This window comes from Pseudovibrio sp. SCP20 (assembly GCF_057774105.1).
The window spans coordinates 585,585-608,038 of sequence record NZ_JBYMDH010000002.1 but is presented as its reverse complement, the minus strand read 5'-3'; the positions used below and the strand labels follow the sequence as shown (position 1 = coordinate 608,038).

General features: G+C 51.3%; 21 protein-coding genes. 7 read left to right on the top strand and 14 right to left on the bottom strand.

What is annotated here, in order from left to right:
• Window positions 1–46 precede the first annotated feature (46 nt).
• The gene (locus AC3CB2_RS11225; protein ID WP_008550461.1) at window positions 47–1,030 is read left to right on the top strand and encodes an alpha/beta hydrolase; all 984 of its coding nucleotides are present in this window, start codon (window positions 47–49) and stop codon (window positions 1,028–1,030) included.
• 64 nt (window positions 1,031–1,094) lie between these two features.
• On the opposite strand, the gene AC3CB2_RS11220 is transcribed toward AC3CB2_RS11225, so the two are convergent.
• Window positions 1,095–1,772 (bottom strand): YggS family pyridoxal phosphate-dependent enzyme, encoded by a 678-nt coding sequence (locus AC3CB2_RS11220; protein ID WP_352932185.1) that lies wholly within the window; start codon window positions 1,770–1,772, stop codon window positions 1,095–1,097.
• 212 nt (window positions 1,773–1,984) lie between these two features.
• On the opposite strand from AC3CB2_RS11220, the gene leuS reads away from it, so the two are divergent.
• The 4 genes from leuS (at window position 1,985) to AC3CB2_RS11200 (ending at window position 6,678) form a co-directional block, all read left to right on the top strand.
• Window positions 1,985–4,597: a leucine--tRNA ligase gene (leuS, locus tag AC3CB2_RS11215; protein WP_352932188.1), complete on the top strand. Its 2,613-nt coding sequence runs from the start codon at window positions 1,985–1,987 to the stop codon at window positions 4,595–4,597.
• Entirely contained in the window at window positions 4,584–5,195 is a 612-nt protein-coding gene (gene lptE, locus AC3CB2_RS11210) for an LPS assembly lipoprotein LptE (protein ID WP_352932191.1), read from the top strand. Before leuS ends, lptE begins: the two co-directional genes overlap by 14 nt.
• A gap of 7 nt (window positions 5,196–5,202) precedes the next feature.
• Window positions 5,203–6,243: a DNA polymerase III subunit delta gene (gene holA, locus AC3CB2_RS11205; protein WP_014283243.1), complete on the top strand. Its 1,041-nt coding sequence runs from the start codon at window positions 5,203–5,205 to the stop codon at window positions 6,241–6,243.
• Window positions 6,244–6,321: 78 nt separating this feature from the next.
• On the top strand, window positions 6,322–6,678 hold the full coding sequence (locus AC3CB2_RS11200) for a hypothetical protein (RefSeq protein WP_352932194.1): 357 nt from the start codon (window positions 6,322–6,324) through the stop codon (window positions 6,676–6,678).
• 175 nt (window positions 6,679–6,853) lie between these two features.
• Here AC3CB2_RS11200 and AC3CB2_RS11195 read toward each other — a convergent pair whose 3' ends face one another.
• The 5 genes from AC3CB2_RS11195 to mnmE all read right to left on the bottom strand — a co-directional run bounded on the left by AC3CB2_RS11195 (window position 6,854) and on the right by mnmE (window position 12,886).
• On the bottom strand, window positions 6,854–7,753 hold the full coding sequence (locus tag AC3CB2_RS11195; RefSeq protein ID WP_008550316.1) for a ParB/RepB/Spo0J family partition protein: 900 nt from the start codon (window positions 7,751–7,753) through the stop codon (window positions 6,854–6,856).
• Between the two features lie 107 nt (window positions 7,754–7,860).
• Window positions 7,861–8,688 carry a ParA family protein gene (locus tag AC3CB2_RS11190; protein ID WP_008550276.1) on the bottom strand — a complete coding sequence of 276 codons (828 nt, stop codon included), beginning with the start codon at window positions 8,686–8,688 and terminating at the stop codon, window positions 7,861–7,863.
• An 11-nt stretch (window positions 8,689–8,699) separates the two neighbouring features.
• Window positions 8,700–9,365 carry a 16S rRNA (guanine(527)-N(7))-methyltransferase RsmG gene (gene rsmG / locus AC3CB2_RS11185; RefSeq protein WP_247643127.1) on the bottom strand — a complete coding sequence of 222 codons (666 nt, stop codon included), beginning with the start codon at window positions 9,363–9,365 and terminating at the stop codon, window positions 8,700–8,702.
• Window position 9,366: 1 nt separating this feature from the next.
• Window positions 9,367–11,250 carry a tRNA uridine-5-carboxymethylaminomethyl(34) synthesis enzyme MnmG gene (gene mnmG, locus AC3CB2_RS11180; RefSeq protein WP_352932197.1) on the bottom strand — a complete coding sequence of 628 codons (1,884 nt, stop codon included), beginning with the start codon at window positions 11,248–11,250 and terminating at the stop codon, window positions 9,367–9,369.
• A 286-nt stretch (window positions 11,251–11,536) separates the two neighbouring features.
• A complete protein-coding gene (gene mnmE, locus AC3CB2_RS11175; protein WP_352932200.1) occupies window positions 11,537–12,886 on the bottom strand; it encodes a tRNA uridine-5-carboxymethylaminomethyl(34) synthesis GTPase MnmE in 1,350 nt (449 codons plus the stop codon).
• Between the two features lie 98 nt (window positions 12,887–12,984).
• On the opposite strand from mnmE, the gene AC3CB2_RS11170 reads away from it, so the two are divergent.
• Window positions 12,985–14,991, top strand: a complete 2,007-nt coding sequence (locus tag AC3CB2_RS11170) for a thioredoxin domain-containing protein (RefSeq protein WP_352932202.1) — start codon at window positions 12,985–12,987, stop codon at window positions 14,989–14,991.
• Between the two features lie 115 nt (window positions 14,992–15,106).
• Here the strand turns inward: AC3CB2_RS11170 and AC3CB2_RS11165 are convergent, their stop codons facing one another.
• From AC3CB2_RS11165 to hemE, 8 genes are all read right to left on the bottom strand, one after another.
• Complete coding sequence (locus AC3CB2_RS11165) at window positions 15,107–15,715, bottom strand: GNAT family N-acetyltransferase (RefSeq protein WP_352932204.1); 609 nt, start codon at window positions 15,713–15,715, stop codon at window positions 15,107–15,109.
• Window positions 15,708–16,298: a GNAT family N-acetyltransferase gene (locus AC3CB2_RS11160; RefSeq protein WP_352932205.1), complete on the bottom strand. Its 591-nt coding sequence runs from the start codon at window positions 16,296–16,298 to the stop codon at window positions 15,708–15,710. The genes AC3CB2_RS11165 and AC3CB2_RS11160 overlap by 8 nt, the downstream gene beginning before the upstream one ends.
• Entirely contained in the window at window positions 16,291–16,881 is a 591-nt protein-coding gene (locus AC3CB2_RS11155) for a GNAT family N-acetyltransferase (protein ID WP_352932208.1), read from the bottom strand. Before AC3CB2_RS11155 ends, AC3CB2_RS11160 begins: the two co-directional genes overlap by 8 nt.
• Entirely contained in the window at window positions 16,874–17,458 is a 585-nt protein-coding gene (locus AC3CB2_RS11150; protein WP_352932210.1) for a GNAT family N-acetyltransferase, read from the bottom strand. The genes AC3CB2_RS11155 and AC3CB2_RS11150 overlap by 8 nt, the downstream gene beginning before the upstream one ends.
• A complete protein-coding gene (locus AC3CB2_RS11145) occupies window positions 17,451–18,041 on the bottom strand; it encodes a GNAT family N-acetyltransferase (protein WP_352932212.1) in 591 nt (196 codons plus the stop codon). The genes AC3CB2_RS11150 and AC3CB2_RS11145 overlap by 8 nt, the downstream gene beginning before the upstream one ends.
• Before the next feature lie 116 nt (window positions 18,042–18,157).
• Window positions 18,158–19,423, bottom strand: a complete 1,266-nt coding sequence (rho, locus tag AC3CB2_RS11140; RefSeq protein WP_014283257.1) for a transcription termination factor Rho — start codon at window positions 19,421–19,423, stop codon at window positions 18,158–18,160.
• 266 nt (window positions 19,424–19,689) lie between these two features.
• Complete coding sequence (gene hemJ, locus AC3CB2_RS11135; protein ID WP_352932214.1) at window positions 19,690–20,118, bottom strand: protoporphyrinogen oxidase HemJ; 429 nt, start codon at window positions 20,116–20,118, stop codon at window positions 19,690–19,692.
• Between the two features lie 29 nt (window positions 20,119–20,147).
• Entirely contained in the window at window positions 20,148–21,176 is a 1,029-nt protein-coding gene (hemE, locus tag AC3CB2_RS11130; protein ID WP_041767802.1) for a uroporphyrinogen decarboxylase, read from the bottom strand.
• 427 nt (window positions 21,177–21,603) lie between these two features.
• Here hemE and AC3CB2_RS11125 point away from each other — a divergent pair, with 427 nt between their 5' ends.
• On the top strand, window positions 21,604–22,452 hold the full coding sequence (locus AC3CB2_RS11125; RefSeq protein ID WP_075698400.1) for a pyruvate, water dikinase regulatory protein: 849 nt from the start codon (window positions 21,604–21,606) through the stop codon (window positions 22,450–22,452).
• Window positions 22,453–22,454 lie beyond the last annotated feature (2 nt).

Below are 22,454 nucleotides of genomic sequence, written 5' to 3'. Positions count from 1 at the left end.
CCAAGCTGGAATATGCTGGTGCCGTTAAGGAACAAAGGCACCCCATATGCTATTTCGTTATTTTATTTTTGTAGTGCTGATTTTGCTTGTAGGTGGCACAATTGCCTTCATGGTAGGCCCAAGAGAACCACGCGATACAGAGATCACCTTCAAGCCCGAAATTATGGGTGACGATCTCGAACTGTATCTGTCAGACAACGAAGCCAAATTTCAGGATATCCGCGCTGACACCGCCAAAGAAATCATCTGGTTCAATGGCGAGAAGAACAGCAAAACGCCGCTTTCAATCATTTACATCCATGGCTTTTCCGCCAGCAAACACGAGATCCGCCCGGTTCCAGATCGTGTTGCCAATGAGATGGGTGCCAATCTCTTCTACACCCGCCTGACCGGACATGGACGCTCCGGCGATGCAATGGCAGAAGCCACATTGAACGACTGGATCAATGATCTGGCAGAGGCTATTGAGATTGGACGCCGCATTGGCGAAAAGACAATCATCATGTCCACCTCAACAGGTGGCTCACTGGCAGCATGGCTGGCTATGCAGGACCATCCGCTGAAAGAGGACATCGCCGCGATGGTGTTCGTCTCGCCAAACTTCGGCGTCAAAGCAGCCGGCGGCTTCCTGCTCGATATGCCCTATGCGCGGCACTATGTGCCTTTGATCATTGGTAAAACCCGTTCATCCTCCAAAGCGCCTTCCAAGGAAGAGCAGATGGGCTGGACCATCAGCTATCCAAGCGTAGCCCTGCTGCCAATGGCAACCGCAATCTCTGTTCTGCAAGAGCAAGACCCAGCAAAGGCCAGCGTCCCTGCTCTGTTCATCTACAGTGAGAAAGATGAGACCATCGACGCAGCGCTGACCAATGTCGCCTATGACAAATGGGGCGCCCCAAAACAGCGCCTCCTCATCGAAAGCTCAGGGGATGACAACAACCACGTCATCGCAGGCGATATCATCAGCCCGCAAAACAACGACCTCGTGGTCTCAACCACAGTCCAGTGGCTGAGCGACCAACTGCTCTAAGCCAAAAAGCAAAACGGGCGAGAAATCCCTCGCCCGTTCCAAAACTCAAAACTCTCAGAAAAACTTACTGCGAATAGTCGCGCGCACCAAACACGGCGGAGCCAACACGCACATGCGTTGCGCCATGCTGTACGGCGATTGGATAATCCGAGGACATGCCCATAGAGAGCTTCTCAAGGCCGTTTCGCTTTGCGATTTTCTCAAGCAACGCGAAATGCATGCCTGGCGCTTCATCAACAGGTGGAATGCACATCAGGCCTTCAATCTCCAGCCCATACTCATCACGGCATTTCGCGATAAACGCATCCGCTTCCTTTGGAGGAATGCCAGCCTTCTGGTCTTCTTCCCCGGTATTAACCTGAATGAACAGCTTTGGCGTCTTGCCTTGCTTATCCATCTCAGCTTTCAGCGCTTTAGCGATTTTATCGCGATCCACAGTATGGATCACGTCAAAGGTCTGAATAGCTTCTTTGGCCTTGTTGGATTGCAGCGGGCCAATCAGATGCAGCTCAACACCTTCAAACTCTTCACGAAGTCCTGGCCATTTGCCCATAGCTTCCTGCACACGGTTTTCACCAAACACGCGCTGTCCAGCTTCCAGAACCGGCTTAATCGCTGAAGCTTCAAAGGTTTTTGAAACTGCAATCAAAGTCACAGAACCATTCGGACGCTCAGCATCCTTCTCTGCTTTCCCGATGTTTTCCTTGACCTCTTTAAGGCGAAGTGTAGCAGCGTCGCTCATTCCTAACTCCAGCGAAAAATCCATATTCGAGACATGAAATGCGCTCCCTAAGGTCCAAAAGCAAGAGTAGTTGCACTTCATTGAGAAATTTCTGACAAATCTTCTCGGTTTTTCCTCTGTCTACCGCTTGACCAAACTGGCAATTTCTGGTGACAGTCCGAGCAAACCTAATTTGCTTGTTCAAGGCAAAAATCAAACACACGGCGGAATAAATGGCTACGGATAGGTATAATGCACGCGCTACGGAAGCGCGCTGGCAAAAAGTATGGGACGAAAAGAAGATCTTCGAGACGGACAACGATGATCCGCGCGAGAAGTACTACGTACTAGAGATGTTCCCTTACCCATCCGGTCGTCTACACATGGGGCACGTCCGCAACTATTCCATGGGTGACGTGGTTGCACGTTTCAAACGCGCACGCGGCTTCAACGTTCTGCACCCAATGGGCTGGGATGCATTCGGCATGCCTGCGGAAAACGCAGCGGCTGAAAAGAAGGTGCACCCAAAGGGCTGGACTTACGACAACATCGCAGCAATGCGCGGTCAGCTGAAGACAATTGGTCTGTCTTTTGACTGGAGCCGCGAATTCGCAACCTGCGATGAAAGTTACTACGCACAGCAGCAGGCACTGTTCCTGGACTTCCTGGAAGCTGGCTTGGTTTACCGCAAAAACGCGAAGGTAAACTGGGATCCGGTCGACATGACCGTTCTGGCAAACGAACAGGTGATCGACGGCAAAGGCTGGCGCTCTGGCGCAGTTGTTGAGCAGAAAGACCTGACCCAGTGGTTCTTCAAGATCTCTGATCATTCTGAAGAGCTGTTGGAAGCAATCGACACACTGACCGAATGGCCTGAAAAAGTTCGTCTTATGCAGAAGAACTGGATCGGCAAATCAGTCGGCCTGAAGGTCAACTTCGAGTTTACCGAAACCGCTCCAACCGGCGACGAAACTCTGGAGATCTTCACCACCCGTCCGGATACGCTGTATGGCGCGTCCTTCATGGGCCTGTCTCCAGATCATCCGATCACGCAGAAACTGGCTGAAGACAACGCAGAACTGCAGGAGTTCATTGCTGAATGTCGCCGTATCGGCACCACAGCTGAAGCAATTGAAACCGCAGAAAAGCTTGGCTTCGACACTGGCCTGCGCGTCAAGCACCCGCTGGACTCATCTTGGGAACTGCCAGTTTACGTGGCAAACTTCATCCTGATGGACTACGGCACAGGCGCGATCTTCGCATGTCCTGCACACGATCAGCGCGATCTGGACTTTGCTCATAAGTACAAGCTGCCAGTGAAAGCAGTTGTGCTGCCAACAGGCGAAGATGCAGCAACATTTGAAGTTGGTACCGAAGCTTACACCGGTGAAGGTTCCATCTTTAACTCCGACTTCATGAACGGCATGTCCATCGAAGATGCGAAGAATGCTGTTTCTGACAAGCTGGAAGCGCAGGAAGTTAAAGGCAAGCAACAAGCTCACCGCGAGACCAACTACCGTCTGCGCGACTGGGGTATTTCCCGTCAGCGTTACTGGGGTTGTCCGATCCCTGTCATCCACTGTGATGACTGTGGTGTTCAGCCTGCGCCAAAAGAAAGCCTGCCAATCGTTCTGCCGGAAGATGTCACCTTCGACCGTCCGGGCAACCCGCTGGATCGTCACCCAACATGGCGTGATGTGAAATGCCCATGTTGTGGCAAGGACGCTCAGCGTGAAACCGATACCATGGACACCTTCGTGGATTCCTCCTGGTACTTTGCACGCTTTACCGATCCGAAAAACAGCAACCCGACCGATCCAAAGGTAGCTTCCGAATGGCTGCCAGTAGATCAGTACATCGGTGGTATTGAGCACGCGATCCTGCACCTGCTCTACTCCCGCTTCTTTGCTCGTGCCATGCAGATCACCAAGCATCTGGACGTGAAAGAGCCATTCAAAGGCCTCTTCACACAGGGCATGGTGAACCACGAGACCTACAAAGACGCAGATGGCAAATGGGTCACTCCAGCTGAGATCAACATCATCAGCACCGAAGGCGACAGAAAAGCCGTTCACGCAGAAACCGGCGCTCCAGTCACCATCGGTTCCATCGAAAAGATGTCCAAGTCGAAGAAGAACGTTGTTGACCCAACCGACATCATCGACACCTACGGCGCTGACACCGCACGTCTCTTCGTGCTCTCCGACAGCCCGCCAGAGCGTGACATCATCTGGACTGAAGATGGCGTAATCGGTGCATGGCGTCACGTACAGCGCGTATGGCGTATCATCGGTGAAGTCGCTGAGAAGACTGACGCAAACACTGCCCGTCCTGCTGAGTTCAGCGACGAAGCAGTTGCTCTGCGCCGCGTCTCTCACAAAACTCTGGCTGCGATCACCAAGGACTTTGACGGCCTCGGCTTCAACCGCGCTGTTGCTCGTCTTTATGAGTTCACCAACGCCATCAGCAAGGCGCTTCAGGCAGACCTGTCCAAGCCGGACATGGCTTTTGCTCTGCGCGAAGCAGCTGGCTTCATTCTGCAGCTCATGGAACCAATTACACCTCACCTTTCTGAGGAATGCTGGTCCATGCTCGGCAACGAAGGACTGGTATCCACATCAAACTGGCCAGTTCTGGAAGAAGATCTGCTGGTAGAAAACACCATTACGCTTCCGATTCAAATCAACGGCAAGAAAAAAGGTGAGCTTTCTGTAGCAAGAGACTCTTCCAAAGAGCAGGTAGAAGAAGCTACTCTGGCTCATGAGGCTGTTCAGAAGGCTCTGGATGGCAAGGCCCCACGTAAAATCATCGTGGTACCTCAGAGGATTGTAAATGTCGTTGTTTGATCGCCCTGCTAAATCAGGTCGCCCTTCCCGCCGGGTTCTACTCGGCGGGGCAACAATTGTTGCAGGCGCCCTTCTCCTTTCTGGCTGCCAGTTCCGCCCGCTTTACGGGGTAAGCCCAACGCTGACAGGCGATGGCACGGAACAGACACAGACCGTCCAGGCGCAGATGGCGGCAGTTTCTCTGAACTTTCCTTCCTATGGAGATTCAGGATCCATCAAGCGCATCAACCAGGTTCTGCGTAATCAGCTGATTTTCGCATTCACCCGTGGTGGTGACGCATTGCCTCCCAAGTACCGCCTGGAAATCCTGACAGACAGACGCCGCGCTGAGGTGGGTGTTGAGCAGCTGGCTGACGTGCCAACCGCATACAACATCACCATCAACACCAGCTTCGTTCTCTCTGACATACAGAGCGATCGCACGCTCTACACTGGACGCTCTTTTGCCTCTGCATCCTTTGACTTCTCCAGTCAGCGCTTTGCAAACCTGAGAGCGGAAAGAGACGCTGAAGACCGCGCTGCAAAGGTTGTCGCTGCAGACATCAACACCCGCATCGCAAGCTTCTTCGCAACGCATCCAGTAGAGCCTGTAGAATAGGACCACTATGGTAGCCCTCAAAGCTGCTGAAATTGACCGGTACATCGCCAACCCGCCAGACTCTGTAAACCTCATCCTTGTTTATGGACCAGACACCGGGTTGGTGAACGAGCGGGCTCAAGCCCTCATCTCAAAAGCAGCAGCTGAGAATGATGATCCATTCTCGCAAGTTAAACTCGACGCTGCTGACATCGCTGCAGATCCCAGTCGCCTTGTAGACGAAGCCCTCACCATTCCTCTCTTTGGTGGCCGGCGGACAATCTGGGTGCGTGAAAACGGCACCAAGAGCGTGCTTCCTGCAGTCGAACCTCTTCTGAAAAACAACGACTTTACGGCCTTCATCGTCATCGAAGCCGGAGACCTGAAGAAGACCTCAGGCCTGCGCAAAAAGATCGAAGCCAGCAAAACCGCTGTAGCGATCCCCTGCTTCGCTGACACTGCGCGCGATGTAGATCGTCTGATTGATGAAGAAACCCTCTCTGCGGGCCTGCAAATCAGCAAGGAAGCGCGTATGGCGCTTCACACTTTGTTGGGTGCAGACCGCATTGCCAGCCGCGGTGAGCTCAAAAAGCTCTGCCTCTACGCGATGAATGACAATCGCATTGAGGTGCACCATGTCGAAGAGATCATCGGTGATGCCTCCGCATTCGCCATGGATGAGCTGATCGACGCGGCAGCTTTGGGTGACACCGTCACACTGGACCATGGCCTGGAGCGCCTGTCAGCCTCAGGAATGGACGTCGGCGTCATTGCCTCTCAAGCCCTCAGACATTTCCAAATGCTGCACCTGTGCCGCTTAAAAGCCAATCAACGCATTGCTGTAGAAGATGTTATCGGTGGCATCCGCCCACCAATCTTCTGGAAGCGCCGGTCAAAGATTGTCCGGCAGGTCGAAATCTGGAATGAGGATTTCCTTGAACGCGCGCTGATCCGTCTCAATGACGCGGTCAAAGAAGCACGCTTTAATGCCAACCTCTCAACTGCAATCGTCTCACACACGCTGCTGGCAATTGCTCAGGTTGCAAAGGCCTCAAACCGACGCCGCTAAACACCGGGAAGGTGGAAGGCCACCTTCCTCTCAAGAACAACAATATTCGCACCAAGCGAAATCGCAGGCTAAAACGTCATGCTCAAATCATACGTGCTATGGGTCGCCCTGAAGTTCACCCAGCATGAACTCTGGGCCATCAACTTCGCCCTTCTCCGCCCTCAGCTTTCCCTCTTTGGAGCAGCCTCTCTGTGGGTCTGGATCTTCCCGCCTCTGATCAGCCTCGGGCTTGTGCTCGGCTATATGATGGAGAACTTCCCGACCGCAGGTTCTGCCGTGAACCTTGTTATCGGCCTCCCAAGTCTCCTCATTCTCGCCTATTGGGTGTTCCGCTGGTACTTCATCTGCCTCGCTCTGATGTTCGGCCGCCGTACCATGGCAGAAAAGAAGAGAGCACAAGTCAGCGCACGGATCCAGAAACTGCTGTCAGCCTAAGTCAGGTTCCTGCTGTTTGTAGTTTGTTTCTCTTCCGAATCTAATTCAGTTTCATATCCGAATCCAAAAAGGCCGCGCCTCAGTTAAGAGACGCGGCCTTTTGTTAATTCTACAGCGTATTCCCGAAAAGTGGTTCCGGTTTTCGGACGAGAATACGCTATAAATGTTAGATCAGTTAGTTCTGAATGCCCAGCAAGCGACAGACTTCATCAAGCTGCTCAACGTTCTTGTACTTGATCTTAAGCTCACCAGTGCCCTTTTCGGTCTTGTGAGCGATAGCCACCTTAAGACCCAAACCGTCCGTCAGACGCTTCTCCAGAGCCCGTGTATCCGCATCCTTTTCAGGCTTCGGAGCAGCTTCCTTCTTCTGGAACAGATCCGGGTTCTGAGCCAGACGCTCTGCATCACGAACAGTGAGCCCCTTCTCCACGATAAGCTCAGCCAAAGCAGCTGGATCTTCTGCTGTGATCAACGCACGCGCATGACCAGCGGTGAGAAGGCCTTCCGCCAGATAATCCTTCACGGAGTTTGGCAACTTCAGCAGGCGTAGAGTATTCGCCACATGGCTACGGCTCTTGCCGATAACCTTGGAAAGCTCAACCTGACTATAAGAGAACTCTTCAATCAGCTGATCATAACCCAGCGCTTCTTCGATCGGGTTCAGGTCTGCACGCTGAACGTTTTCGATGATCGCGAGCTCAAGCGCTTCCTGATCAGTCACCTCACGGATAACAACAGGCGCCTCATGGAGACCAGCTTTCTGTGCTGCGCGCCAACGACGTTCACCAGCAATAATCTCAAAATGACCTGGCTTGTTCGGACGAGGACGCACCAGAATTGGCTGCACAATCCCCTTCTCACGAACGGATTCGGTCAGGTTATTGAGATCATCTTCTACAAATGATTTCCGAGGGTTACGTGGGTTTGGCTGCAGGTACTCAATCGGCACCTTGCGCACATCACGGTTACGTTCTGGTGTGGAGACAACTGGCTCTGAGTTTACGTCACCCAACAGCGTTGCAAGGCCGCGCCCTAGTCGCTTATTGGTTCGCCCTGCTTCCTCAGTTTTCGCCATTTCAATTCCACCTATTCACATTCTTGGAGCGTCGGAGTCGGCAGCCCCTTCCCGCACGGTTGCGGGTCAAATAACAAAACTCTTGTCTTTAAGAAGCGACAGCCAGATCAGGCAGCCGCCATCCGCATGTCACGCTCACGCTGAATAATTTCGGAAGCGAGTCGTAAATAAGCCTGCGAACCGGAACACTTCAAATCATAAAGCAAAGCTGGCTTACCATAAGATGGAGCCTCAGAAACGCGAACGTTCCGTGGGATCACAGTTTCATAAACCGCATCACCCATGGTTTCACGCACGTCCTGCACAACCTGACTGGAGAGGTTGTTACGGCTGTCATACATGGTCAGCACAATACCGTGGATGCTCAGCTCTGGGTTCAGCGACTGCTTCACCTGTTCAACGGTGCTCAGCAGCTGGCTGAGACCTTCCAGAGCAAAGAACTCGCACTGCAACGGCACCAAAATGCTGTGAGATGCAGCCAAGGCATTGATAGTTAACAGGTTTAGAGATGGCGGACAGTCCACCAACACGTAGGAATACCCCTGCGCTCTACCCATTTCAGCAGCCTGTGCCATTCCAGAAATCGCGTTGCGAAGACGGAATGTACGATCAGGTGCGGATGAAATCTCCAGCTCTACCCCAAGCAAATCCATCGTTGATGGAGCGATCCATAAGCGCGGAACAGCTGTTTCAAGAACAGTCTGCTCAAGCGTGGAATCTCCGCTCAAAACATCATAGGTGGAATACTCGCGATCGACACGATCAATACCAAGACCCGTCGAGGCATTGCCTTGCGGATCAAGGTCAATAATCAGGACACGCTCGCCAATAGCGGCAAGTGCGGTGCCAAGATTAATGGCTGTTGTCGTTTTGCCTACGCCACCCTTCTGGTTAGCGATAGTCAAGACGCGAGGAGATTGCGGCAGTAAGCTCATCCGACAGCACCCTAGTTAGCGGTTTTCGGGTCAATTTTCGTAAGGACCAAAACGCGACTTAGCGGATCTACTAGACTTACTTTTTCTACCAGATCAATTGACCAGTCGGCAGATGCTTCTTCAATTTCGCGGCGAAAATCTTGGCCTTTGTGGAAAACAGCCGTCGCTCCACGCTGCACAAATTGCGAAGAAAACCCGCAAAGAACCTGCAAAGAAGCCAAAGCACGAGCTGAAACGCCCTCAATTGGAGCCTCCCAGCCTTTCGTAACGGCTTCGATTCTACCCGCATGAACTTTGACGTTACAGCCTGCTTCACGCGCTACAGTGCGAAGGAACGCAGCCTTGCGCTGGTTACTCTCAACCATATGCACGATGCCATCATCCCCTTCCTGCTTCAGCAGCATAGCTGTCACAAGACCTGGGAAACCTGCACCACTTCCGAAGTCAATCCAGGAGCGTGCATCCGGCAAACTGCGCTGAATCTGAATAGAATCGGCCACATGACGCATCCAGATGTCGTTCATGGTGGAAGGCGCGATCAGATTCTGTGCTGGCTGCCACTTGCGAACAAGGTCTACATAGATACTTAGACGCTCAAACGTTTCACGTGAAACATCCTCATACATACGCATGACAGGTGTAATCTGGCTGTAATCAGCCCTTTTTTCGAATGACATACTAAACAGCACCAGCAATGTTTTTGCCTGAGCGGCGAATATACGCAAGCAGCAAAGTCAGCGCAGCCGGAGTAATTCCGTCCATGCGCGAAGCCTGCCCGATGGTTGAAGGACGCACAGCTTCAAGCTTCTGGCGTACTTCGTTGGAAAGTCCGGTCAAAGCCGCATAGTCAATCCATTCAGGAATAACCAGGTCCTCGTCCCGTTTCAGAGCCTCAATGTCAGCTGCCTGCCGTTCCAGATAAACCGCGTACATCGCGTCAATGGAAACCTGCTCGGCAACCTTGAGATCAAGATCCTTCAGCTCATCAAAGATCCCCATAAGGTCTTTGAGAGTGATGTTTGGATATGCCAGCAAATCAAAGGCAGAGCGCTTCACGCCATCCTGATTTATCGGCAAACCCTTCTTACGACCCTCGTTGGGTGTAATTTTGACGGACTGCATCAAATCCTTTGTTTTCCGCAGCTTTTCCATCTTCGTTTCGAAAGCGACTCGACGCGTATCGCCAATACATCCCCACTCAATACCAAGCGGTGTGAGGCGCTGGTCCGCATTGTCTGCACGTAGTGTGAGACGATACTCCGCGCGGGATGTGAACATGCGATACGGCTCAGAAACGCCCCGTGTAATGAGGTCATCCACCATCACACCGATGTACCCGTCAGCACGTCCAACAATTACCGGTGCGCCATCCTGAGCGGTTCTGGCAGCGTTAAGACCAGCAAGCAGACCTTGTGCGCCAGCCTCTTCATAACCCGTGGTACCGTTGATTTGACCCGCGAGGTAAAGGCCCTTCTGCTTCTTCACCTCAAGCGTGTTGGTCAGCTCAGTCGGATCAATGTGGTCATACTCAATTGCATAAGCCGGTTTGAAGTACTCAACCTTCTCCAGACCCGGAATGGTCCGCAGGAACTCGATCTGAACATCTTCCGGCAGAGAGGTCGAAATCCCGTTTGGATAGACCGTCGGATCATCCAGTCCTTCCGGCTCAAGGAAGACCTGGTGGCCATCACGATCACCAAAGCGAACGATCTTGTCTTCAATGGACGGACAATACCGAGGACCCCTGCCCTTGATCTCACCGGAGTACATCGCTGAGCGCTTGATGTTGTCGCGAATGATTTTGTGCGTCTCAGGTGTGGTCCGCGTGATGTAGCACGGCACCTGACGGATCTGAATTTCGTCAGTCAGTGTGGAGAATGGAATAGGCTCTTCATCACCTGGTTGCTCTTGCAGAATGTCCCAGTTGATCGTGCGACCATCCAGACGAGCTGGTGTACCGGTCTTCAAACGACCGAGGCGCAGACCAATCTCTTCCAGAGACACTGACAGTCCAAGCGCAGGAGCTTCCCCGTCACGACCTGCTGGAATCTGCTCGTCACCAATATGGATCAGACCACGTAGGAATGTGCCAGTCGTGATAACAACAGCCTTAGCAGAAACCTCACGGCCATCACCAAGCACAACACCTTTCAGGATGTCGCCCTCACGGATCAGCTTGTCAGCCTCACCTTCAACCACTTCCAGATTTGCAATTGCCTTGATCTCAGCCTGCATCGCTTCGCGGTAGAGCTTGCGGTCTGCCTGAGAACGAGGCCCCTGCACAGCTGGCCCTTTACGACGGTTGAGCATGCGGAACTGGATACCAGAGGCATCAGCAACGCGGCCCATCAGCCCGTCCAGCGCATCGATCTCACGCACCAGATGCCCCTTCCCCAAACCACCGATGGCCGGGTTACAAGACATCACACCAATGGTGTCGAAGCGATGCGTAATGAGCGCGGTATGAGCACCCATGCGCGCAGCCGCAGCTGCAGCTTCACAGCCTGCATGGCCGCCGCCAATTACGACAACGTCAAACTCAAGATCAAAATTATCAGACATTTCGGTCCTGCATTTCGCCCATCCAAATACAGAGAAAGCACAAGCTACACTCTCTGTGAGCCTCTGGACCATATGAAGGCCGCAGATAAAACTTGGGGGAATTAGAAGGGCAACTACCTATTTTCTTGGAGACTTGATACAACAGGTCACGCGCTGGGTCAAAGAAAACAGCGCAGTGAGTCGCCAATGCCGCAGCATTAGTTATCCACGGGACTCACGTATTTTTCCCCACTGACTCACGATTCCCAATAAATGTTTCACGTGAAACATGGGCATTCTACATCTTTTATTTACCTACGCAGAAGTCGCGGAAGATGACATCCAGCAAGTCCTCAACGTCGATTCGACCTGTGATACGGCCCAGCTGATCCGCCGCCCGGCGCAGGTCCTCTCCTCTCAGCTCAATCGGAAAACCTTCTGCCTGAATACCCCGATCCAGATCTTCCACGCACTGAGTGAGATGAGAACGATGACGTTCACGGGTGATAAGCGGGTTTTCGATCAGTCCGATATTTCGTTCCGCAAACGACTCGAGGCTTGATAACAGTGTGTTCATGCCACCCTCTTCACGAACAGAGACATTGATCTCTTCTGTCGTTTCGAAGTAGTCATGATCAGCAATCGGACCCAGATCACTCTTGGTGTTAAGACGCCAGATCTCTGCACCACTCTTAAGCAAGCTCTCCGGCAACTCCTCTGCCTCCACATTCGGAGCATGGGTCCAGAGAATGAGATCAGCCTTTTCAGCATGAACGAGAGCACGGCGAATACCCTCTTTCTCGATCATGCCGGCACTCTCACGAATACCCGCGGTATCAATCAGCGTGACCGGATAACCACCAAGATCCAGATGCACCTCCAGCACATCACGAGTGGTGCCAGCCTCAGGTGTAACGATCGCCACATCACGCTGAGCCAGCTTATTCATCAAACTGGACTTGCCAGCATTAGGTGGTCCAAGCAGAACAACCTGCAAACCAGAACGCAGACGCTCCCCTCTCCGCGCATCGGAAAGGTGGGCAACAATCTGGTCACGAAGCTTTGCCAGCTCCACCCAGATTTCATCAGCTACAGAATCTGGAATATCGTCTTCATCAGAAAAATCGAGTTCAGCCTCAATCATCGCACGGCTGCGGATCAGCGTTTCGCGCCACTGCGAGTAGAGGTCACCAAGCGCCCCATCCATCTGACGCTGAGCCTGCCGACGCTGCGCATCGGTCTCTGCATCAATCAGATCAGCGAGGCCTTCAACCTCAGTCAGGTCGAGTTTGTTATTATGAAATGCCCGGCGTGTGAACTCACCCTGCTCTGCTGGACGTGTCTTTTCAAAAGTAGAAAGAGCTCTCAGCACCGCCGCCACAACAGCACGGCCACCATGGCAATGCAGTTCAACAGTGTCCTCACCGGTGAAACTGCCCGGTCCTTCGAACCACAAAATCAACGCATGATCGAGAACAGAACCATCTACAGGGTCCCATAATTTCTTAAGGCATGATTCACGTGAAACAGGGAATTTGCCCTTAATTAGCTTTCTCAGGATTGGCCCGGACTGAGGACCTGATAAACGGATAACAGCAACACCTGAAGGAAGTGCGCCGCTAGAAACTGCATAGATGGTTTCCTGTTGTGTATTCATTCCACGTCCGGTTCTTAATTCGCTATGTTATCACGCAGAGACTGCGTTAAACCTACCCTATTCGCCAAGCAATACCTTGAACTCAGGATCACCTCTTTATGAGCAGAAATCGCTTAACGAACGCTTCAAGCCCTTACCTTCTTCAACACCAAAACAACCCTGTCCACTGGTGGGAATGGAGCAAGGAAGCACTGGAAGAAGCAAAAAAAACAAACAAGCCAATTCTGCTGTCTGTTGGCTACTCCGCTTGCCATTGGTGCCATGTGATGGCTCATGAAAGTTTTGAGGATGAAGCAACAGCCGCTCTCATGAATGAGCATTTCGTCAACATCAAGGTAGACCGCGAAGAACGCCCTGACATCGACCAAATCTATATGCAGGCTCTTCATATGCTTGGTCAACAGGGTGGTTGGCCGCTGACCATGTTCCTCACTCCGGAAGGTGATCCATTCTGGGGTGGCACCTATTTCCCGAAAGAAGCACGACACGGCTCTCCTGCTTTCAAGGATATTCTGACTGCCATCTCCCAAAGCTTCATCGCTGATCGGGACACCATTGAAGAGAACCGACAGGCCATCAGTCAGGCTCTCAACAAGCCACCATCTGAGGCCTCCCCTCTTTCAAGCTTCCTGATCACAGCTGCTGGCAAGCAACTCTTCAACATGCAGGACGATGTTGAAGGCGGCATGAAGGGTGCACCAAAGTTCCCTCAAGCGTCTGTTCAGGAGCTCATCTTCAGAACCTCCAAAGCGCAGAAGAACACCTTCATGCGTGACCAGTTTTTGAAAACCACAGCAGCCATTTCTCAAGGCGGCATCTACGATCATGTGGGAGGTGGCCTGGCTCGTTACGCAGTCGACTCTATTTGGCTGGTCCCGCATTTTGAAAAGATGCTCTACGACAACGCACAGTTCATCGAACACCTGAGCTGGGCTTATCAGGAAACAGGCGACGAACTGTTTCATATCCGAATCCAAGAAGTGGTCGATTGGCTTGAGCGCGACATGAAGCTACCTGAAGGTGGCTTTGCCTCTTCCATGGATGCAGACAGCGAAGGCGTCGAAGGCAAGTACTATGTCTGGAACTATGACGAACTGAAGAGCCTCCTCCCGGCAGAACACTTCGATCTGTTCATCACCACCTATGACGTCACACCCGATGGCAACTGGGAAGACAAGGTCATCCTCAACCGACGCCACTCCCCTGCTCTGCTCAACGCTGCTGAAGAGGAAGCTCTGGCAGTCTGCAGAACGATCCTGCTTGAACACAGAGCAACACGCGTTCCACCTCACAAAGACGACAAGGTGCTGGCCGACTGGAACGCCATGCTCATCTGTGCGCTGGTAAAAGCAAGTGCTCTTGTTTCACGTGAATCTATGCGCACTTGTGCCAAGGACGCTTTTGCCTTCATCACAGAGCACATGTTCGTGGATGGAAAGCTCAGCCACTCCTGGCGGCAAGGCCAGCGACTGGAAGTCGGCTTCGCCTCTGACTACGCATGGGCCGCAAGAGCAGCGCTCGCCTTGTACAGATCGGAACCGAATCCTTCCGAGAAGCAGAGCTATCTGAAGCAGGCCGAAGAACTCCTGAGCATCTTGAAGAAGCGCTTTGCTCACTCCAATGGCGGCTTCTACATGACAGACAAGGATGCTGACGATCTCATCCTTCGTCCGTACCACGCTTATGATGAGGCAACGCCAAACTACAATGCAGTGGCCGCGCTCGCCTTCTCAGAGCATTGGATCCTGACAGGTGATGCATCTTCCCGTGATGTTGCCGATGGAACTTTGAACGCATTTGCGGCGGATGTTCCAAACAACATCTTCGGTACTGCCTCTCTGCTCACAGCACTTGATGCGCGTACCCGCTTCAAGAAAGCACTTGTTGTTCTGGGAACCGGTTCGGACTCGAATCCAATGATGCAAGCCCTACACTCACAAGCTGACCCTGCCCTCTATGTGGATGTCATCCCAGCAGGTTCATCCAAGCCTGTCGAGTTGGAAAACTCGTCCTGGAACACTGATGAAACAACCGTCTTCATCTGCTCTGAAAAAGGATGCTCTCTTCCAGCAACAACACCTGAACAGGTGAAGGATCAGATTTAATCTGCAGATAAGTTAAACGCTGACTCACAGTTTCACGTGAGTCAGCGTTGCTATTTAGACTTCTGAAAGTATGGGTGATTCACGTGAAACATCACAGATTTCACAGGAAGCCTGTTCAAGCTTTCCCATCACTCCAGCTCTTGGATACGCTTTCAAAACGATCCTTGTTCAAACGATAGAGCACATGCCGTAGCAAAGGGTGTCCCTCCTCCAGCATCGGATGATCAAAATCGTCAGCTGGGTTCCTCTCCATACCCAGACGCTGCATCAGCTTTTGTGACCGCCAGTTTGTCTCTGTGGTGAAGGCAACAATCTCATCAGCCTCAAGAGTTTCGAACCCGAATCCAAGCCAGATCTTTGCAGCTTCCTGCGCAACGCCCTTTCCCCATGCATCAGGGATCAGTCGCCAGCCCATCTCAACACATGGATCAAACGGAAGCGGCTTTGGATAGGTTGGGATGTTCAACCCGCAAAAACCGAGAAACCGTCCTGATGCTCGGTCTTCGACAACCGGACACGCGAACCCCAACTCATCCTGCTTAGCCATCAACCGCTCATGCATATGGGCACTCTCATCGCGAGACATCACATCCGGGAAAAATTCCATCACACGTGGATCAGAGTTCATCTCGATCAATCCGTCCAGATCCTGCTCTTCCCACTTCCGTAACACAAGTCGCTCAGTCTCAATGCGTGGGCACTTATCAATTAATGTCTCAACCATTTTCACATTCCAAATACATCTTCTTTGAAAGCCGATACAAAACATGTCGGCATAACGGATGCTCAACAGGCACACCCGGAAAATCAAAATCCTCGGCTGGATCATAACCCATGCCAAGCTTCTCCATCACACGCCGTGACTTGTGATTTTGAACAACAGTGAATGCCACAACTTCATCTAGCTGAAGAGTTTCGAACCCGAATCCAAGCCAGAAGTTTGCCGCTTCAACTGCAATCCCCTTCCCCCATGTCTCCGGGATCAGCTGCCAGCCAATCTCGACACAAGGATCACATGGCAACGGTCCACCATAAGCAGGGATGGCTAAACCGCAGTAGCCGAGGAAGGCACCAGTCTGTTTATCCTCAACAACCGGAAAACAAAACCCATCTTCTTCCTGCCGTTGAAGGGCACGCTTTAAAGCACTCTCACTTTCTTCAGCACTAGGCCTTTTACGAAAGAACTCCATGACTCTCGGATCAGTGTTCAGCTTGATCAACCCATCCAGATCACTTATTTCCCATTTGCGAAGAACAAGGCGCTCTGTCTCAACACGCGGACATTTATTTATTAATGTCTCAACCATGTGCCTGCTCCCAGAATTGATCTTGTGAAAGGCGATACAACATATGCGGCTTTAATGGATGCCCGTCCTCAATCAGCGGGTGATCAAAGTCCCCTGAAGCATCACGCAACATGCCCAGCCTCTGCATAACTTTTTCAGAGCGCCAGTTGATGCGGGACGTGAAGCTTACAATTTCATTGAGCCGGAGAGTTTCGAATCCGAATCTAAGCCAGATCCTTGCCGCTTCCTGAGCAACTCCCCTCCCCCATGCATCAGGTATCAAACGCCACCCAATCTCCACACAGGGGTCAAATGGCAGCGGTTCTGGATAGGTTGGCACCCCAAGCCCACACAACCCCAGAAACCTCCCAGTGGCCTTCTCTTCAACCACAGGCGTGCCAAAGCCAAACTTTTCCTGCTTGAATAAGAGGCGCTCAAACATCCGCTCACTATCCTGCTTGGACATCACTGCAGGAAAGAACTCCATGACCTTAGGATCTGCGTTCATCTCCACGAGACCATCCAAATCTCGCGGCTCCCACTTCCGCAACACCAAACGCTCCGTCTCGATGCGAGGAGATTTATCAATGACATCTTCAATCATGCCCCTGCCCCAAGTACCGTTGCCCTGTCATTTTGTAGAGCACTTGCCTTTTGAGCCTATGCCCATCCTCAAGCATAGGATGTTCAAACTCTCCAACGCGCTCCATCCCAAGACGCTGCATTACCTTCTCAGAGCGATGGTTCTGTATGGGAGTGAAGCTGACAATCTCATTGAGCTGAAGAGTTTCGAGTCCGAATCCAAGCCACGTTTGTGCGGCTTCTGTCGCGATCCCTTTTCCCCACGCACTGTGCAGAAGCCGCCAACCAATTTCAACGCAAGGACCAAATGAGAGATGATCCTGGTACCCGGGGACCTTCAATCCGCAATATCCCAGAAAGCGTTCACTCCCCTTTTCAGAGATAACCGAAAAGCAAAACCCATCCCGTTGCTGCGCATCCATATAACGCGCCAGCATACTCTCACTCTCAGCATAAGACAGAACCGACGGGTAAAACTCCATCACCCGCGGATCAGCATTCATCTCAGCCAAACCATCCAGATCGCGCTCTTCCCACTTCCGCAAAACAAGTCGCTCTGTTGTAATGCGCGGAGAACAGTCAATCTCGCCCTCAACCATTGGCTTGCGTCAGAAACTGTTCTGCAGAAATCCGATAAAGCGCATGCCGGCACAAGGGATCATCAACGGGCACATTGGGAAAATCGAAGTCCTCAGCAGGATCATGCGTCATGCCAAGCTTCTCCATCACCCGCCGCGACTTATGATTTTGCACAACAACAATGGCGCCGATTTCATCAAGCTGAAGTGTTTCGAATCCGAATCCAAGCCAGAACCTAGCCGCTTCAACAGCAATGCCCTTTCCCCACGCCTCAGGGATAAGACGCCAGCCAATCTCAACACAAGGCTCACATGGAAGAGGATCACTGTAGCCTGGAACATTCAGACCACAGAACCCAAGGAAGGCACCGGTCTCTTTATCTTCCACCACGGGAAAGCAAAACCCATGCTTCTCTTGCTGCTGAATACTAATCTCAAGATACCGACGAGCTTCCTCTGGAGAATGCAGCGACGGGAAAAACTCCATCACCCTCGGATCCCCATTCATACGGATCACCCCATCCAGATCCCGCTCCTCCCACTTCCGCAGAACAAGCCTCTCAGTCTCAACCCGCGGGCATTTATCCAGCAGCACCTCTTCCATTATTCCCTCCCCTCATTTCGCAATCGAATCCAATCAATAAAAACGCAGCTTCAAAACAAAAAAGCCCCGCTCACCGAATTGGCGAGCGGGGCCGATAAATTCGGTTTCCAATAAACTTATGTGTTCATGGAGTCGAAGAAATCATCGTTGGACTTTGTCTGACGCAGCTTGTCGAGCAGGAACTCAACGGCATCAACAGTACCCATCTGGCTGAGAATACGACGCAGAACGAAAGTCTTCTTGAGCTTATCAGCAGGAACAAGAAGTTCTTCCTTACGAGTACCGGAGCGCTGAATATCAACTGCTGGGAACACGCGCTTATCAGAGATCTTACGATCCAGGATAATTTCGGAGTTACCAGTACCTTTAAATTCTTCGAAGATAACCTCATCCATACGGCTGCCGGTATCGATCAGAGCCGTTGCGATGATGGTCAGAGAGCCACCCTCTTCAATGTTACGGGCAGCACCGAAGAAGCGCTTAGGACGCTGCAGGGCGTTTGCATCAACACCACCAGTCAGAACCTTACCGGAGGAAGGCACAACAGTGTTGTAAGCGCGGCCAAGACGCGTAATGGAGTCCAGAAGGATCACAACATCACGACCATGTTCGGTCAGACGTTTTGCCTTCTCAATCACCATTTCAGCAACCTGAACGTGACGCGAAGCTGGCTCATCAAAGGTGGAAGACACAACTTCACCATTCACGGTGCGCTGCATATCCGTCACCTCTTCCGGGCGTTCGTCGATCAGAAGAACGATCAGGTAACACTCTGGGTGATTGGTAGTAATGGAGTTCGCGATATTCTGCAGGAATACTGTCTTACCGGTACGAGGCGGCGCAGTAATCAGTGCGCGCTGACCTTTACCAAGCGGCGCAACCAGATCAATGATGCGAGCAGAGATATCTTTTGATGTGTTGTTTTCAATCTCAAGATTGAAACGTTCATCAGGGTAAAGCGGTGTGAGGTTGTCAAAATGAACTTTGTGACGCGCCTTTTCAGGGTCTTCAAAGTTGATTTTGTTGACCTTCAGAAGGGCGAAGTAACGCTCACCTTCTTTAGGACTACGGATCTGACCTTCTACAGTATCACCGGTACGCAGAGAAAAGCGTCGGATCTGTGAAGGAGAAACGTAAATATCATCGGGACCCGGCAAGTAGTTTGCATCTGGTGAACGGAGGAATCCAAATCCATCTTGGAGGACCTCTACGACACCTTCGCCGATGATTTCAATATCTTGTTCTGCAAGTCTTTTAAGAATGGCAAACAGAAGCTCCTGTTTACGCATGGTGCTTGCATTTTCAACTTCATGCTCCTCAGCGAATGCAAGGAGTTCAGTTGGGGTTTTGGATTTAAGGTCTCTGAGTTTCATTTCCCGCATCAATAGGGATCGTCTTTACTAAGGGTTCTAGACTTGCTTTAGCTTATCAGGCTGAAGAACTTTCGAACTCTAAACGTTAGGGGGGAATTGCAGCTCACCTGGATTCGAATTTAATCGACCTTCGATAATCACCAGGAGATCAGTGATCACTCAAGCTGCATCGTGAAGTTGCGGGGACAATAACTAATCGAATTCAATTCGGCAAGTGCTTATTGCCCACTAATTCTCCTAATTTTTCAATATTAGTTTCCGAAAGTTCGGATCACCTAGGGTTTAAATATCACCAGGAACACAATTGCAACCATTAATAGTGTCGGAAATTCATTAATAATTCTAAAGTAGCGTTCACTATTCTTATTTTGATCCTGCGCAAACTTGGTGACATGACGCGAAAGCATCACGTGATATATCGTCATCAGTATTACGAGCGAAAACTTCAGCATAAACCAAAGATCAAAATACGCATCGAGCAGATAAACCAGCCACAATCCGAAAATCCATGTGGCCATCATGGAAGGGGCCATGATCGCTTTAAGCAACCGGCGCTCCATGATTTTGAAGGTCTCGCTCTTATCAGAACCGATTTCAGCGGTCGTGTGATAAACAAAAAGGCGCGGCAGGTAGAACAAACCCGCCATCCAGGCCACCACAGAAATAATGTGTAGGGACTTCGCCCAGGAATATGCATCTTCCATAATCCGCGCCTCTAATTCTTCAGTGCTGCTTACAGGCCTTTAACCCGCTTAACCATCTCAGCAACATGTTCTGGCGGAGTTTGCGGAACAACGCCATGACCAAGGTTAAAGATGTGCGGACCATTACCAAGAACTTCGAGAGCGTGATCTATTCCAGTTTCAAGCGCACGTCCACCGGCAACAAGACGCATTGGATCCATATTTCCCTGAACAGGCACAATTTTCTGGATCTCTTGAGCAACTTCAGCCGGAACAGTCCAGTCCAGACCAACCGCATCAACGCCAGTGCCTTCAACATAACGCTTCAAACGAGCAGCTGATGCTTTCGGGAAACCAATGATCTTTGCGTTCGGACGCTGAGCCTTCACGCCATCAACGATCTTGCGGGTCGGGCCAACAGACCACTGCTCAAATCCGATGTCATCCAGAACACCTGCCCAGGTGTCAAAGATCTGCAGCGCATCAGCACCGCCATCCAACTGAGCCACCAGATAAGTGATGGAAGCTTCAACGAGCTGATCAATGAAAGCAGTAAGCAGCGCAGGATCCTTATAGGAGCCGATACGAGCGGCAACTTGGTCCTGGGTGGTGTGACCTGCCACTGAGTAGCAAGCAACCGTCCACGGGGCTCCGCAGAAGCCCAGAAGGGTGGTTTCGGTCGGTAGCTCCGCTCTCAGGCGCTCGACTGTGGCGATAACAGGAGCCAAATGCTCCATCGTCCTAGCTTGATCAAGCTTTTCAACTTGTTCGATAGAAAGTGGTTCGAGAACTGGTCCTCGACCCTCCTCAAAATTTACAGGGTAGCCAAGCGCATCTGGAACAACGAAGATGTCAGAAAATAGGATGGCAGCATCAAAGCCATACCGGCGAATTGGTTGGAGAGTAACCTCTGTTGCAAGATCGGTGTTGTAACAGAAGTCCAGAAAGTTCGGAGCCTTTGCGCGCTCGGCTCTGTACTCAGGCAAATAGCGGCCTGCTTGACGCATCATCCAGATTGGTGGGCGTTCAAGTTTCTCGCCTGCCAAAACGCGCATTACCGCTCTTTCATGAGATTCCATAAATCGCCTCTTTTTCCCAAGCCTGCTTAAAAAGAATCCTCTTTAGAGGAAGTTTCTATTTCTATTAGTGAGTGAATAGCAGGGATCAATTTCGTTCCACAATTCCTAACTGAGAAAACCCAAATAGGAAAAGTCAAAGATCAAATTCAACCAAGACTCTCAACAGGAGTCGAAAACAAATTGTTTTTTCTAAAGATTCAATGGGTTACAATCTGGAAAATAACCACAGATCACAGTTTATCCCGTAAGCTGTGCTGTGAATCTTTTGCGTGGGCAATGTGCAATCCCGTTTATCCAAGTCGTTTCGAAATCAGTATTCTCAAAATATGGAATTGTTGACGGATTAGGGTCAACGGGCATTAATTTGGAAGCACAGTGAGATTTGGGCAGTTATCCCTGATCTCTCAGGAATGTTGAGGATGATACCTTGGGTAACCACTCTAACTATTTCCATTTACACATGGTTTCGGATTCAACGGGCGAAACTTTGATGACAATTGTGCGTGCTGCGACCGCGCAATATGAGAATATTCAGCCTATTGAGCACGTTTATCCGCTGATCCGACATGACAAACAGTTGAGTAGAGTCCTCGAAGAGATTGAATCTGCTCCCGGAATCGTACTCTACACACTTGTGGAACAATCCTATGCCCGCCGTTTGGAGCGCAAATGTCAGGATCTTGGCCTGCCATGTGTGAATGTTCTCAAACCCGTCTATCAGGTCTTCCATAGCTATCTGAACGTCACAGAAACGTGGCGCGTTGGCGGACAGCACGTGATGGATGAGGAATACTTCCAGCGTATGGAAGCTATGAACTACACCATGTTGCATGATGACGGCCAAATTGCTGGGGTTTTGGAAGAAGCAGACGTCATTCTCGTCGGTATCAGCCGAACCTCAAAGACACCCACATCCATCTATCTGGCAAACAGGGGCATCAAAGCGGCCAATATTCCGCTTATTCCCAACATGCGCCCTCCCCGCCAGCTTCTGAAAGCCAGAAAACCCCTTGTGGTTGGCCTGATGGCCACCGCAGAACGAATTCGGGATATCCGCCAGAACCGTATTCTTTCGCTCGATGCCAAAACAGATAACGACACCTACGTCGATCGCAAATCAATCGCCAAGGAGATTGCGATGTCGAAACGGTTGTGCGCTGAAAATGGCTGGCCTCTGATCGATGTAACCCGCCGTTCTATTGAAGAAACGGCCGCAGAGATCATGGATTTGCTCCGAAAGCATAAAAATGAGCAAAAAGAGACAGAAGAATATTGAGA